We start from the raw sequence: 14797 nt of genomic DNA on the forward strand, positions 1-14797 counted from the left end.
CTGGCGGCCATTGCTGCCTTTATGTTGCTGATCGCCTGTGTGAACTTTATGAACCTGTCGACGGCCACAGCGGTTCGTCGTTCGCGTGAAGTAGGCGTACGGAAGGTGCTGGGTTCGGTGAAAAGCCAATTGCAGCAACAGTTTCTAATCGAATCGATCCTGCTGGCGATGGTCGCGCTACTGGTTGGCCTGGTGTTGGTCGCTCTGGCAGTGCCGTTTTTTAACCAGCTGACGGGCAAGACACTTTCGATGGCTTTATTGACCCATCCATTTGTAACGGCTGGGTTAGTTGCGGGTACGGTGCTGGTGGGGCTGCTAGCAGGTAGTTACCCGGCTTTTTACCTGTCTTCCTTTAAGCCAGTAACTGTCCTGAAGGGAAAGGTTACCACTAGACCAGGTAGTTTTAACCTGCGAAGTGGTTTGGTCGTGTTTCAATTCTTTATCACCATTTCGATGATTATCGCTACGATAACGGCAGACCGGCAACTACGTTACATGCAAGCGCAGAAAGTGGGCTATGATCACGAACAAGTATTGGTGATTCACGATACGCATATGCTCCGAAACAACGAAGCCGTATTTCGCGACCGGATCATTCGATCTCCGCAAGTGGTCATGGGGAGCATTTCAGGACAGGTGCCTGTCGGGAGAACAAACATGGATAACACCACCGTCAGAGCTAAAGAAAATCCCGACCAGGGTGTAATGACCCGGTTCTATTTTGTTGATCCATCGTACATTCCTACACTGGGCATGCGGATGGTTCAGGGGCGTAATTTTTCAAAACGTTTCCCTTCTGATTCCTCCGGGTTTATTCTGAACGAAACGGCGGTACAGGCGCTGGGCTGGCAGAAGAATCCGATTGGCCGAGAGCTGATCGGTCACACGGATGAGCATGGTGTGCATATAATTTACCGGGTGGTTGGGGTTGTTAGCGACTTTCATTTTGAATCCCTTCGGCAAAAGATTGGGCCATTAGCCATGTTTTTGGGTAGAAATTCAGGCAATATCCTTCTCAAAACCCGTACGAATAATCTTCCGCAGTTGCTCGCTTCCCTCAAGCAGCAATGGGAGTCCTATTCGCCCGGCGCTCCGTTTTCCTATTCGTTTCTGGATGACCGGTTTGAGCAGGTTTATCTGGGTGAACAAAAAATAGAACAAGTATTAACCCTGTTCTCCAGTCTAACGATCTTCATCGCTTGTTTAGGGTTGTTCGGATTAGCCACCTACACCGCCGAACAACGCCGGAAAGAGATTGGCGTGCGGAAAGTGCTGGGAGCATCGGTCGTCAGTGTGGTGAGCTTACTCTCCAAAGACTTTCTCAAACTCATCCTGATTGCTTTGGTATTAGCTTCCCCCATTGCCTGGTGGGGTATGACGCAATGGCTAAAGGAATTTGCCTATAAAGTTAGGCTTGACTGGTGGATTTTCGCTCTAGCTGGCTTGCTGGCGATTGTGATTGCTTTGCTGACAGTAAGTTTTCAGAGTATCAAAGCTGCGTTGATGAATCCGGTCAAGAGTTTACGGAGTGAATAAAAGACTTTCTTATGTCGCTCAACCACCAAAGGCACTAAGTGTCTTTGGTGGTATATGGGCTTCTATGTATTTTAGGATATGAAGCAGATACATGAACGCTGTTTCGTCTCACGTGTGAGGGTTATTGTGAGACACTATATTTTAGCAATTATTCAACTTAGATAGTGGTAAAAAGTCTATAATTCCTGTCGGGAGATAGTCCAACTTGTTACCATCAGTCACCCACCGTAACACTGGCTACCTTACTGACCGGTAGTGTCGTGACCAAAAGAGCCATCACTACCAGGATGAGCAGGTTTGCCCCAGAACCATACAAGAAGGCGGTTTGATAATTGCTTTTTGCCAGTACCGAGAAAAATAAACCGCCTATGGACGCTATCCCAAAGGCACCGGCTGCCTGTTGAGCCGTTGAATAGATGCCTGCCGACGCCCCGGCAAACGGGGTGGGTACACTGCGCAAGGTGACATTCAATAGGGTTGAATACGTAAAACCAGCCCCTGCCCCGTGGATCAGTAAGACCAACCCGATAACTAATAGCGAAGGGGCTGAACCCGTAAAGAATACCAGTTGCAGTACGGTCGATACGGCCATCAGGATGACTCCTGCCAATACGGTTTGTTTGCCATTCCGGCTCACCAGTTTCATTGACCATAGGGAGCAAAGCAGCATACACCCGCCCCATAGCACAAAGCAGCCGCCGGAAACTAAAGGCGACAGACCGTATCCGTTCTGAAAGAGCAGTGCCGACATGAGCAGAAAGGCACTGTGCATGATAAAGCAGCAGATAACCGCCCCGATGCCACGTGTAAAGTCAGGAATCAGAAACAGATCCATATCGATCAGGGGTTGTTTCTTTCGTCTCTTTTTTAGTTGCTGATGCCGATAGAAAGTCACAAATGAGCCGACCGAAAGCGCCAGCAAGACCATACACCAGGCTGGCCAGCCAAGCTCGCGCCCCTGAATTAAAGGGACGATAAAACAAACGAGGGCTCCGGTCAACAGAATCACCCCTGTCAGATCAAACGATTGGTTAGCCTCGGGCCTAGTTTCCGGCAAATACCGAAGGCCCAGCCCGACCGCTGCCAGACCAATGGGCACGTTGATAAAGAAGATTAACCGCCAGCCGTCGATCCAGAAATGAAATGATGTCAAAAGACCGCCCAGGAATTGACCCAGCATACTGGCCAGCCCCAGGGTGATGCCATACCAACCAATGGCTTTCGTTCGCTCGGTTGCATTGGGAAATAATACCTGAATGAAGGCGATCGTTTGGGGCACCATAAAGGCGGCCGCAATGCCCTGTAGAAAGCGGGCTGCGTTCAAAAACAACGGGCTGTGTGCCAGGCCACACAGCGCCGACGCCAGCGAAAAACCCAGCATACCGGCCAGAAATACTTTCTTCCGACCTAAATAATCACCGCTACGTCCACCCGTGACGAGCAGACAGGCGTACGCCAGCAGGTACAGGGCAATGACCAGTTGCAACTGCGCTTCAGACGCATGAATGCCTTTGCGGATGGCCGGGATGGCCACATTGATGATAAATACATCAATCACCGATAGCAGTGGCGCTGTTAGAACTAACAGCAATGAAAACCAGTTGGCGTTTTTCATGTGTTGTCAAGCCATCAGGGTTTGGCAACAATGTAGATAATCATTTCGGCCCGGGTCACAAAGCCCATCTGCTCATAAATCCGGAACGCCCGGGTATTGTCGGCCCGTACATGGAGGTAAGGAATTTTGCCTTCTGCCCGAATCTGGCGGATCTGGCTGTCAATCAACCGCCGGGCGTAGCCCTTGCCGGTATGGTCCGGGTGCGTACAGACAGCGCTAATTTCCACATGCGTACCATTATCAAACCGACGACCCGCCATAGCCACCAGTTGATCGCCGGCAAGAATGCCCTGATAGCCGCCCAGCTCAATCGTCCGGGTAGGAAGGGCCCAGGGGGGCTGAGTGTAGTTAAGGCGAGCATCTGGGGAACATTGGCCTCGGTTAAGTCAATCAGGCTGTCCTGCTCCGCGGGGGTCGGTCCTTCATACAGCATCTGAAAGCCATCAATGCGGTTGACAAGCACCCAGGGCGATGGGTCAAGCTGGGGCTCATGGGTAAACAGGGCTACCGGTTGCTCATACGGAATCGTATCCCGTAAGACCTCAAAATGGACTCGGGTGTTATCGGCTACGGCCACAAACGGCGCAACCTGCGGTGGGTAATATTTAGACTGGTCATTGCCCAATGCAACCGATTGATTGCCCGAGGTTAGGGCCGACCAAACCGGGTTATCCAGTGGATGAATCATCGTGGTGGTGATTGAATGATAGATAGGCCTAGGCCTGCTGTCTTAGCTGCTCCTGAATACGTTGAATTGTTCCTTCTTTATCCTGCTTCAAGGCCGAGAGCAGTTGAGCGTTCAGCCCCGGCGGGTTATAGATTGACCCCCACAGGCCGATTTCCATAATGACGGGTACCAGGGAAATGCCTTTCTCGGTCAGTCGATACACAAACTTTGACTTTTTATCGGCGGCTACCTGCTTGGTCACGAATCCATAGGTTTCCAGCATGCTGAGCCGGTCGGCCAGGATGTTGGTGGCGATCTGTTCGTCGGAGTTTAGAAACTCGCCATAGGTCAATTTATGGTTCAGGGCCATGTCTCGGATGATTAGCAACGACCACTTATCACCCATAAAGTCGAGCGTGTAGCTCAACGGGCAGCCTGACCTGGGTTTAATTTCTTTCATAAAAAATAAATTATATTTGCTTGCAAATTGCAAGTAAACTACTCTACCTTTGTTTACTTGCAATTTGCAAGCAAATCTAACAGTAATTTTAACGCCAACAAAACGATGTCATTAGTAAATGCCTTTGAGTGGCGCTACGCCACCAAAAAATATGATACCTCAAGGCCACTGAGTGAGGAGCAGGTAGAGGATCTGCTTCGAGTGGTGCAGTTAGCACCTTCCTCTTATGGCCTGCAACCGTATCAGTTCATCACGGTCACGGACCCAGCCAAATTGGAGCAAATCAGTCGGGCTGCCTCTGGTCAGCCCCAAATTACCACAGCCTCCCGAGTGCTAGTCGTGGCGGTGGAAACCAACATCAACGAGGATACGGTAAAGGCGTACATTGATAAAGCGGCCATCGTTCGGGAAACGGATCGCCAGAATCTGGAAGCCCGCGAACAATTTGTCAACGCAAAACTGAGTGGCTTGTCTCCAGCTCAGAAAGTAGAATGGGCGGAAAAGCAGGCCTTCCTTGCGGTGGGTATCCTGGTGAGTGCCGCAGCCGAAGCTGGTATTGATGCCTCCCCGATGGAAGGCTTCGATCGAAGTCAGCTCGATCAGATTCTGGACCTGCGGGCAAAAAACCTGCAATCGGCCCTGCTCTTTGCGTTAGGCTACCGCTCAGCGGACGATGAATTTGCTAGGATTCCCAAAGTGCGCAAAACCAAAGAGGAGCTTTTTACCACGGTGTAACATGCGCATCTAATGAGTGATTCGAAAATTATACTGCTCGTTGAAGTGCCGGTGAAGGCCGACAGTCTGGAAGACGTCAAAACGCTTTGTGCCCGAACACTTGTTCCAACCCTGGCTGAACCAGGCTGCGAAGCCTTCTATCAGACAAGCAAACCGGATGATCCGACCACACTGGTGTTTTTTGAGGTATTTGTCTCGCAGCAATCACTCGATCAACACCTGTCGGCTCCGTATACCAAAGCCTTTTTTGCGAGTATTCAGGACAAGTTGGCTGGTAAGCCTATTTAGTACAATCCTTCAAAGCTTGTAAGCCTGTTCCGAAAAGCAACGCCACGTTGACTACAGACCAACCAACAGCACTCAAAAAATAAATCAATCTAAAACTCCTTATGCATCTGACAAACAAAACCGCTCTGATCACCGGTGGCGGATCGGGCATTGGCTATGCGATTGCCAGACTACTGAAAGAAAAAGGAAACCAGGTCGTTCTGGTTGGGCGTAATGCCGATAAACTACAGAGAGCGGGCCAAGAACTGGGGTTGCTACCCTAACCTGCGATGTCAGCAACGAAGCCGACATTAAGGCGCTGGTAGCGCACTTGAACGAGAATTATCCCACGTTGAGCGTATTGGTCAATAACGCAGGGGTCGCCAATTTATACAGGTTGGGTGAAGGAGCTGATGCGTATCAAAAAGCCCGGCAGGAATTTGCCGTCAATTATTTCGGTCCTGTTTTATTGACCGAAAAACTCCTGCCGCTGCTCAAACAGCAACCCAAAGCGGCCATCGTCAACATAACGTCTAATGTGACGTTTCATCCGCTGCTCATTTTGCCGACGTACTCCGATTCGAAAGCGGCTCTGCATTCCCACACGGTAGCCCTGCGACTAAGCCTTGCGAAAGACACGCCCATTAAACTCTTTGAGGTCATGCCCTCGCTGGTTGATACAGAAGCGACGAAAGACATGGGCGGTCACACCGGTATGGCACCACGGGTTGTCGCCGAAACGATCATCGAGGGTATTGAGGCTGACCAATACGAGATTTATGTCGGTGAGACGGCCAGCCAACGGACAGCCTACCTGGCTGATCCCCTTGCAGCCGTGAATGCCTTCAACCATGGTTTTTAAGTCTGTTATTAAGAAAAATAACATGAATATATCCAATAAACAGTCCTGATCACCGGTGGTGGTTCAGGCATTGGCTTCGAAACGGCCAAGCTGCTTAGCCAGAAAGGCAATAAAGTCCTGATTTTGGGCCGGACGGCCGAGACATTACATCAGGCTGCCGCTCTGTTACCCAACACGATTGCCCTACCCTGCGATATTACGAAGCCGGACGAGGTCGATAACCTGTTGGCGCTACTGGCCACCGACTATGCTGACCTGAGTGTGCTGGTGAATAATGCCGGTAAAGCCTTTGTCTACACACATGCCGAAGGTGTGGATGCCATAGAGAAGGCAAGACAGGAAATGGACACGAATTATTTTGCGTTGATCCGGTTGACGGAGAAATTGTTGCCTGTCCTGAAAAAACAATCCGAAGCGGCCATTGTCAATGTGAGTTCGATCGTAGCCTTCACGCCAGCGAGCATTATTCCTGCCTATTCAGACAGTAAGGCCGCCGTTCATTCCAATACATTGACGTTGCGGCACACCCTGGCCAAAGACACATCTATCTGCGTGTTCGAGCTGATGCCGCCAACCGTCAATACGGCGTTTTCGAAGGATATAGGTGGAGAAGCGCATGGTATGCCTGCTGAGGAAGTGGCGCAAGGGCTGATCAACGGACTGGAAAGCGATACGTACGAGATTTATGTTGGTCTGACCACTACATTTCGGGACTACTTTTTCGCCAATCCTGCCGAAGCCTTCAACCTGCTGAATATGGCCTAGAAAGCAACGTATTGTCTATAAAGCGTGTTAACAAACCAAGAGATGTTATACTTGGTTTATTACCACGCTTTGTAGTAGCTTCCTCATCCCAGCTTTTTATACTGAAGGGGCACTTCTAACTCTCTTTCTAACGTGTTAATACTCGTATGCTACGAATACTATACTGGCTGACAATTACTAAAAGGGGCGTCTTAAAATACGCCCGATTTTTGAAGCAGATACATGAAAGCTTCCTCGTCGCAAGCGGAAGCATATGCATGGCGTTTTTTCGTCTCACTTGGGAGCGTTTTTGTAAGACAAAGGTGTTTCTGGGCTTAAACGCTTATCCCTCCAATATAGACTTACTAGTCAATCAATGATACGTCCGTTTCGGTACAGCAACTGTCCATTTTTGGACAACACGGGATTCACTGATGTGCTGAAAAAGCCGTTTCATGGCCATTAAGCCTAATTAAACAGACTTGGTAAGGTATTTGTACGACAAAGACTATACTAATTAGTATCACAAGTAGTTCAATCGCTTTTGATCATGAAACGACCCTTTTTAGGTGAGTTGGAAGAGATCGTCTTGCTGACGGTAGCCGCCCTGCAGGAAGGTGCTTACTGTGCGTCGATCACCCAAACCATTGACGGGCAAATGGCCCGTAGTATCAGCTTTCCGACGGTCCATACCACCCTACAACGGCTGCAGGAAAAAGGATTTGTCACTTCCCAGATGGGCGGGGCTACGGCCGAACGGGGAGGCCGTCAGAAACGCCTGTTTACCGTAACCACAGCCGGCCAGCGGGCCCTAATCGAATGTCGACAGCAGCGGACCCAGTTGTGGGACCAGATTCCAACGCCAATTCTACAGCTATGGGGCGCTTAACCAACGGCAACGGGCCTCCCCACTGGGCTGCATGGCTACTGAGCCGGTTCAGTCCACATGGCCTGAAAGATGAGCTGCAAGGTGACCTGCTGGAGATGTATACCTACTGGCTGAAAACCGTTGGTGTATCCAAAGCCCGTTGGCGATATACACTGGCCGTCCTGCGGTTGATTCGACCGTTTACAAGCTCGAAAATGGGCCAAAATTTCAAGCACACAAACACCCAGTACCGGACCTCTAGATCGATCGTTCAAGCCGCTATGCTACCTACTTATCTCAAAATAGCCTCTCGTAAACTGATTCGCAACAAGCTCTATTCGTTCATCAACGTAGTGGGCTTGGCGTTAGGCATTTGTGCCTGTCTGGTTATTTATCTGATTACTCGGTACGAATTCAGTTTTGATAAGTTTCATCCCGACCTTGGCCGCATCTATTGTGTGGATGCGGTCGTGTTTGGGGGCGTTGGCATAGCGTACCGGGCCCCATGCCAGCGGCTATGCGCCAGGAAATGACGGGCATTCAGACGGTGGCTGCCTATCAGACCTATGGGGCCAGCGTAACGATACCATCTAATCAGGCCCAGAAACCGAAGCACTTCGATGACGACGGTAGTATCGTGATTGCGGAACCCCAATACTTCGACATTTTTCGCTACCAGTGGGTAAGCGGAAATGCCGAAACTGCCCTGAGCAGGCCCAACTCGGTTGTGCTTACCGCCGAAAGAGCCCGACAATACTTTGGTGATTTCGACCCGAACAGCATCATTGGTCGGACGATCTATTATCAGGATTCGCTGATGGTTACCGTAACCGGGGTTGTCGCCAATTGGCCCGGAAACAGTGATTATCCGTTCAGCCAGTGGATCTCGTATGCGACGATCCGGGCCAGTTTTTTGAAGACAGACATTACATTGGATCGCTGGGATCAGTTAAATCGCTCCAGCCAGGTGATCGTTAAGCTGGCAACGAATGTAACCCCTGCCCAGATTGATGCGCAATTTATCCCCTTTGCCAAACGGCATTATGGCCCCAAGCCGGGATTTACTGCCCAGCTCAAACCGCTGTCGGGTAGCCACTTTCATCCCGACTATGGGGGTGAGGGCAGAAAGGCCAGTTTACCGGTCTTGTACGCGCTGATGGCGGTGGCCGGATTTATACTGGTTCTGGCCATTGTCAATTTTGTCAATTTGTCGACCGCGCAATCCACGCAGCGAGCGAAAGAAATCGGCGTTCGTAAGGCGCTGGGTGGTAACCGGTCGGGCATCGCTGCGCAGTTTTTTACCGAATCCCTCTTATTGACCGTAGCCGCCGTGGTGCTTGCCGCGCTACTGGTCAGGCCGGTGATGAACGGGTTGGCCGATTTGATTCCAGCGGGCGTTCCTTTTCGGGTGGATCGTGCAACTGTTTTATTTTTTCTGTTGGCAACGGCGGTGACAACCCTGCTGGCGGGGTTTTATCCCGCAAAGGTGTTGGGCCGCTATCAACCCGCATTGACCCTGAAAGGGATCACGGCGATAGCAGGTAGTGGAAAAGGAACGCTGCGCCGAGGATTGATCGTCTTCCAGTTTACGATCTCACTGGTGTTTATTATTGCGTCTCTCGTTATGGGTTCGCAATTGCGGTATATGCTGCATACGAATCTGGGTTTTCAGACGGATGCTATCATCACACTCGGTGGTCAGCCAACGAACCCGATGCATAACACAACGATCGGGTCGGACAAGACGAAGGGGCGGCTACCGGCTAAGGCCGAGACGGGTAAGCTTGCGGTACTGGCAGAGAAGATCCGACAAGTAGCTGGTGTACAGCAGGTGATCCGACAGTGGAAATCACCCATGGACCGGAAGCATAGCGGATTTGGCGGTGGTGGTCTAAAAAACAGCCCGGAGAAACCTATCGATCTATCCTTTCATTTCGGCAATCAGGATTACGTCTCATTTTATGGGATGAAGCTGGTGGCGGGGCGAAATTTGATGCCAGCCGACAGTGGCCGGGAAGTACTGATTAGTGAGCGTTGTGCGCATGCCCTGGGTTTTGCCGATGTGAGTCAGGCAATCGGTCAGGAGCTGGTGGCCAGCCCTGTCGAGGTCTATCCGATTGCTGGGGTGGTGGCCGATTTTTATGAGAACTCGTTTCATCAGGCAAGCTGGCCGATCGTCATCCGACACGACCCGGCCAAAGAGACCGTCCTCGCCGTCAAACTAGCGGCCAAGGGTATGGTCGCTGGGGAGATACAGACGCTCATCGACAAACTAGCGGCAGAGTGGAAGTCGGTCTTCCCGGAGAAGCCGTTTGCTTATTCATTTCTCGACGATAGTATTGCCACGCTATATGCAGACGATCTTCGAACCGAGCGGTTGATCAACCTGGCGATGGGGATGACTATTTTTATTTCATGTTTAGGCCTGCTGGGACTGGCCATCTTTTCGACCGAACGAAGGGCCCGGGAAATCGGCATCCGCAAGGTATTAGGGGCAAGTGTGGCGGGGATTGTGGTTTTGCTTTGTCAGGAGATTGTCTTATTGATCCTGATTGCCTTGCTGCTGGCCAGCCCACTAGCCTGGTATCTGATGCATGGTTGGCTTGAGGGCTTTGCTTACCGAACAACGCTAAGTGGATGGCTGTTTGTGACAGCGGGATTGGCGGCCATAAGCATAGCGCTGCTGACGGTAGGCTTTCAAAGCGTTAAAGCGGCCTTGATGAATCCGGTTAAAAGCCTACGAAGCGAATAAAGCGTTCGTAAAACAGCCAACCCCATAGATGGTGTTGGCTGTTTTCTATCCATTTCAACAAACGCCCCATTTCTGAAGCATGTATCTGAAACTTGCTTGAGCTTTTCGCAGAAGATTTTAAATATAGCCTAATTCACCTTCATTCCTACCTAAAGAAGCCGGGAATCCCAAAAATAATCCTCGGTTCTAACCAGCTGAACATGCTGACTGAAGGCCGGATGTTCGGTATTGATGATGTAATTGTACTCGTAGATAATAATCGCTGAAGGAACCTTCAGAATTAGACTTTCCTGACTGGTGTACCAGTCGGACCCGATTGTTTGTAAGGCAGAATAACCCGCTAAAGTCCGCCAGTTGGCAGGAAGTTCTTTAAGGTGAATCGTTCGCATCAAGTAATCGTCATCGGCAATAGAGATGACCATCACCTTATACGAAGAGTTAGGCTGAATAACTCCCCGATGAACTACTAGTTCTAGCGAGGATAAGGAACGCGATGCGCCAGTGTAAATAACTTGCTGGCCTTTGGTATTCCACCGATTCGCACTGCCTGATGAACGTAAGCTCTGCGCATGAACCTCTTTACTAATTCTAAACACTTCCATCCTCTACACATTATCGCCATAGTCCAGAGCCGTCAACCGATCATCGACAAATTTTATCCCGGTGATCGTATTTAGATAGGCATTGGGGCTCTTATTGTCAAAATAAAAGTTGGACCGATTCAGCCACTGGTCGAATTCTTTTACTGAGCCGAACACCTGAATACCATGTTTGATCAGGGCTAACAGCAGGAGGACCTGTTCCTTGACGTTTTCCTTGAAGGTGGTTGGCGGCTTTTTGTATTCGCGGAAGGTTTTTACGCTCACATTCAGCCAGTCCAAGATAACAGCATCGTTAAACTCGGTCAGGGTCTTAATGGCATTAACATGCTGCCAATTGACCTCTCTGGTGTAGAGCAGAGAAAGGATTTCGCTATCATTGATGTGCCCAGGCACATCTCTCAACAGTAGATTTTGGGGTGATGGAGCTCGTTTCATCGGCTGTTTGCTTTCGGCAAGAATGTAAATTTAGGTAATTTTACCTTTACTGAGAGGAACAATTTCGCTTTATGAATAATTCAATGAATCGAGATGCGAAACGTACGCATTAAGTTGGACAGATATTAAAACCAGCAAAAAATGACACAAAAACTACATGAAGCTGGCAGGAGCCTTAACCAAGTTAACGGCTAACCAGCTTTCGCTTGTGATTCTGGCCCCAACGAATCATCGCATCAATCACTTCCTTAAGCGTTTGGGCATAATCAGTGGCCGAATATTCAACTGTAACCGGTTTGGTCGGGCAAACTTGCCGACTCACCAACTGATTGAGCTCCAACTCATGTAACTCTTTGGATAAGATCCTCGGCGAAATACCCGACGCCCGGACCAACTCGCCAAATCGTTTGGTACCTTCATTTATTAAGATGGAAAGCAGCAGCAATTTCCATTTGCCGTTGACTACATACAACGTGTCCTGAATCGCGGAATGCACAGTAGTGCAGTCGACCTCTGATTGATGAGCCATATACTTACTATCCTATTTGTTACTAGTTACCTTTCTGTAATTAGTAACAAATATACCCTACTATAGCTCCACTTTTATAGCTGAATTAAATCAGATCAGAAATGGACGCATTTAAAAATAAAGTAGTTGTCATTACAGGAGGCAATAGTGGGATTGGCTATGCAACCGCCAACGAATTTAAATCACGGGGAGCTAAGGTTGTGATCACGGGAAAAAGAAAAGAGGCTTTGGCTAAAGCCTCGAACGAGCTGGGCATACAAGGAAAACTCACTGATCAAGCCAATTTGGGACAGATTGATGAGCTAGTAGCGGAGGTGCGCGATTCACTGGATAAGGTCGATGTGTTGTTCATCAATGCCGGTGTCGCCTTCTTTTCTCCCATTGAATTTACGTCTGAAGAACATTTCGACACCATGGTGAACGTCAATTTCAAGGGCAGCTTTTTTACCCTTCAAAAATTCATTCCTATTCTAAACGACGGGGCTTCAGTTGTCTTTTTGACTTCGGGTAATACCGCCCTGGCAATGGAGAGTAGTTCGGTTTATTCAGCCAGTAAATCGGCGGTTAGTCACTTGGCCAAAATAGCCGCCAAGGAACTAGCTCCCCGCCAGATCCGAGTGAATACAGTCAATCCCGGGCCTACACAAACCGAAATGCAAAGCAAGTTTGGCATGGATGAAGCGACACTAACTGGAATGAAAACGCAGATTCTCAGTCAGGTGCCCTTACGGAAGATGGGAATAGCAGAGGATGTAGCTAAATTGGTCGCCTATCTTTCCGATAATACAGTAGCCTCGTTTATCACAGGTGGGGAGTTTTTCATTGATGGAGGGATGGCCTTATAATCAAAATCTTATCCAGTTCAGAAATAGGTTGTCAAATTTCTACTGCCTTTGATAACTTATTTCTGAGCGACACAAATGGGCAACCCTTTTAGGGCGATCAATGGAAGGTTGTACTACGAGAACCATCCCAGTACTATCAGATGAACCTCCTTATCGCATAAAGTAAGGAGGGTATTTTGAGGAACTTTAAAACAGGATTTAGAATAAAGAACGACTGTCGCCAATCGGCTACTCTGTCCATAAGTAGTATTTCTCTAAGAAATAGCTTAGTACAATTATTGATAAATTTTCCAATCGAAAACGTAATTTGAGTCTGTTCAGAAATCTACTTTTTTAACTCCAGGTCAACAGGATAAATCGTAGATTCTGACCTTGAAACTGACGGGCTTTTCCAACAAAGGATCGCTGCTACGCTCAATGATAGGCCAATCGCCGAAACACCTATAGAAAACCCAACTTTTACCTGACATGCATTGGCTCCATCTGGTGCATAAGCAAAGAATAGACCGCCTATGAGGGCAACAAATACGGCGGCACTAATCTGCAGTGTTGCACTTACCAGGCCGGCGGCCAGTCCTGAATAACGCGCATCGACCTGATCTACACTTAAGCCTACAAGGGCAGGTAGGGCAATGCCTTGTCCCAGCCCAATCATAAACAGCGGAGCGGGTAGCCACGCGGGGATATCTGCCAGAGCGCAAATTGCTGTCACTAACAAGCCGACAAACTCCAGTATAATGCCGAATGCTGCAGTGCGGGCTCCGAATCTACCAGCGATTTGGGGGCTGCACCAGGGGCCCAGAAAAAAACCAATACCCAGCGGTAAAATGGCAAAACCCGTTGTGAGTGTATTGTGGTGCAAACCCGATTGTTCATAGACAGCAAAGATTAGGAAAAAAGAGGCCAACGCATAAAAGAAAAAGGCAGCGCCAAGGCTACGACACAACCCCTTCGCCTTGAATAAAGCTGGCAATACCAATGGTGATCCCCCGGCTATTTCCAGCTTTTTCTCGTATCGCCAGAATAGGTAAAGTGTCGGTACACTTAACATCATGAGTCCCGAACACCACCAGGGCCAATTGTTTTCTCGTCCTTCGATGAGGGGAACGACGAGTGCCAATAGTCCGGCGGCAAGCAGAAATGCGCCGGAAATATCAAGTCTCGCCGAACGTTCAGCCCGGTTCTCTCGTACTAATAGGAAAGCCGCAGGAACGGCAAGAATGATAATGGGTATGTTGATCAAAAAGACACTGCGCCATCCCAATCCCAGCAGATTGGCAGATACCAGTACACCGCCCAGTAACTGACCGCATACGGCAGCCAGGCCAAACGTCGCACCATAGAGGCCAAGGGCGCGGTTTTTCTCATTCGCCGGGAAAATGGCGTGGATCGTTGCAAGTGATTGTGGCCCCATTACGGCTGCGGTAACTCCCTGGAATAGCCTTCCAATGACCAGCATAGTAGACGAGGCTGCCAATCCGCATAGTGCCGATGCTAGACAAAAGCCGAGCATTCCGCTGATAAAGGCACGCTTACGACCGAAGATATCTCCCAGTCTTCCACCCAGTATAAGCGTAACTGCATAGGCGGCTGCATAAACCGAAACGACCAGCTGGGATACCGCCGGAGGTGCCTGTAGATCCGTTCGGATAGCAGGAAGCGCTACGTTAACAATAAAAAAATCAAGTGGAGGTAATAGTGTTCCTATGAGTAATACAGCCAGAGTCAGCCACCGGTTAGGATCTGGAATAGCCTGTTTTGTGCCTTCTTCCATACGCTCAGAATTTGTATCCTTTTTTGGTACAAATATCTTCCAGGGCTCATAGGCCACTTATATCCGTTTCGAAGCTTTTTATACGAAAATCGAAGGTGACCGATGT

At 49.3% G+C, this 14797-nt stretch carries 16 protein-coding genes and 1 pseudogene; 9 read left to right on the forward strand and 8 right to left on the reverse strand.

Translation table 11 applies throughout. The features are described from left to right. Window positions 1-9 precede the first annotated feature (9 nt). Entirely contained in the window at window positions 10-1536 is a 1527-nt protein-coding gene (locus LN737_RS33370; protein ID WP_370636611.1) for an FtsX-like permease family protein, read from the forward strand. Window positions 1537-1750: 214 nt separating this feature from the next. Here the strand turns inward: LN737_RS33370 and LN737_RS33375 are convergent, their stop codons facing one another. The 4 genes from LN737_RS33375 to LN737_RS33390 are packed head-to-tail and all read right to left on the reverse strand — an operon-like array spanning window position 1751 to window position 4278. After that, window positions 1751-3151, reverse strand: coding sequence for an MFS transporter (locus LN737_RS33375; RefSeq protein WP_231780266.1), 1401 nt, complete (start codon window positions 3149-3151; stop codon window positions 1751-1753). Between the two features lie 14 nt (window positions 3152-3165). Continuing rightward, window positions 3166-3411, reverse strand: coding sequence for a GNAT family N-acetyltransferase (locus tag LN737_RS33380; protein WP_231780462.1), 246 nt, complete (start codon window positions 3409-3411; stop codon window positions 3166-3168). Further along, window positions 3315-3839, reverse strand: a complete 525-nt coding sequence (locus LN737_RS33385; protein WP_231780267.1) for a hypothetical protein — start codon at window positions 3837-3839, stop codon at window positions 3315-3317. The genes LN737_RS33380 and LN737_RS33385 overlap by 97 nt, the downstream gene beginning before the upstream one ends. Window positions 3840-3867: 28 nt before the next feature. Then, on the reverse strand, window positions 3868-4278 hold the full coding sequence (locus tag LN737_RS33390; protein WP_231780268.1) for a helix-turn-helix domain-containing protein: 411 nt from the start codon (window positions 4276-4278) through the stop codon (window positions 3868-3870). A 105-nt stretch (window positions 4279-4383) separates the two neighbouring features. Between LN737_RS33390 and LN737_RS33395 the strand changes: the two genes are divergently transcribed. The 7 genes and pseudogenes from LN737_RS33395 to LN737_RS33425 all read left to right on the forward strand — a co-directional run bounded on the left by LN737_RS33395 (window position 4384) and on the right by LN737_RS33425 (window position 10506). Then, window positions 4384-5013, forward strand: a complete 630-nt coding sequence (locus LN737_RS33395; RefSeq protein WP_231780269.1) for a nitroreductase family protein — start codon at window positions 4384-4386, stop codon at window positions 5011-5013. A gap of 12 nt (window positions 5014-5025) precedes the next feature. After that, window positions 5026-5301 carry a putative quinol monooxygenase gene (locus LN737_RS33400; protein WP_231780270.1) on the forward strand — a complete coding sequence of 92 codons (276 nt, stop codon included), beginning with the start codon at window positions 5026-5028 and terminating at the stop codon, window positions 5299-5301. 101 nt (window positions 5302-5402) lie between these two features. After that, a pseudogene (locus LN737_RS33405) lies at window positions 5403-6142 on the forward strand (SDR family oxidoreductase). 69 nt (window positions 6143-6211) lie between these two features. Further along, on the forward strand, window positions 6212-6907 hold the full coding sequence (locus LN737_RS33410; protein ID WP_231780463.1) for an SDR family oxidoreductase: 696 nt from the start codon (window positions 6212-6214) through the stop codon (window positions 6905-6907). Window positions 6908-7436: 529 nt separating this feature from the next. After that, the gene (locus LN737_RS33415; protein ID WP_231780271.1) at window positions 7437-7775 is read left to right on the forward strand and encodes a PadR family transcriptional regulator; all 339 of its coding nucleotides are present in this window, start codon (window positions 7437-7439) and stop codon (window positions 7773-7775) included. Next, entirely contained in the window at window positions 7763-8287 is a 525-nt protein-coding gene (locus tag LN737_RS33420) for a permease prefix domain 2-containing transporter (RefSeq protein WP_231780272.1), read from the forward strand. The genes LN737_RS33415 and LN737_RS33420 overlap by 13 nt, the downstream gene beginning before the upstream one ends. After that, on the forward strand, window positions 8260-10506 hold the full coding sequence (locus LN737_RS33425) for an FtsX-like permease family protein (protein WP_405520795.1): 2247 nt from the start codon (window positions 8260-8262) through the stop codon (window positions 10504-10506). The genes LN737_RS33420 and LN737_RS33425 overlap by 28 nt, the downstream gene beginning before the upstream one ends. A 149-nt stretch (window positions 10507-10655) precedes the next feature. Here the strand turns inward: LN737_RS33425 and LN737_RS33430 are convergent, their stop codons facing one another. From LN737_RS33430 to LN737_RS33440, 3 genes are all read right to left on the reverse strand, one after another. Continuing rightward, on the reverse strand, window positions 10656-11108 hold the full coding sequence (locus LN737_RS33430; protein ID WP_231780274.1) for an RES family NAD+ phosphorylase: 453 nt from the start codon (window positions 11106-11108) through the stop codon (window positions 10656-10658). A gap of 3 nt (window positions 11109-11111) precedes the next feature. Beyond that, window positions 11112-11543 (reverse strand): antitoxin Xre/MbcA/ParS toxin-binding domain-containing protein, encoded by a 432-nt coding sequence (locus LN737_RS33435; protein WP_231780275.1) that lies wholly within the window; start codon window positions 11541-11543, stop codon window positions 11112-11114. Between the two features lie 184 nt (window positions 11544-11727). Then, entirely contained in the window at window positions 11728-12072 is a 345-nt protein-coding gene (locus LN737_RS33440; RefSeq protein WP_231780276.1) for a helix-turn-helix domain-containing protein, read from the reverse strand. Window positions 12073-12173: 101 nt separating this feature from the next. Here LN737_RS33440 and LN737_RS33445 point away from each other — a divergent pair, with 101 nt between their 5' ends. Then, window positions 12174-12917 carry an SDR family oxidoreductase gene (locus LN737_RS33445; RefSeq protein WP_231780277.1) on the forward strand — a complete coding sequence of 248 codons (744 nt, stop codon included), beginning with the start codon at window positions 12174-12176 and terminating at the stop codon, window positions 12915-12917. A gap of 325 nt (window positions 12918-13242) precedes the next feature. Here the strand turns inward: LN737_RS33445 and LN737_RS33450 are convergent, their stop codons facing one another. Beyond that, a complete protein-coding gene (locus LN737_RS33450) occupies window positions 13243-14691 on the reverse strand; it encodes an MFS transporter (protein ID WP_231780464.1) in 1449 nt (482 codons plus the stop codon). Window positions 14692-14797 lie beyond the last annotated feature (106 nt).

It is taken from the genome of Spirosoma sp. KNUC1025 (assembly GCF_045160025.1).
Classification (GTDB): domain Bacteria; phylum Bacteroidota; class Bacteroidia; order Cytophagales; family Spirosomataceae; genus Spirosoma.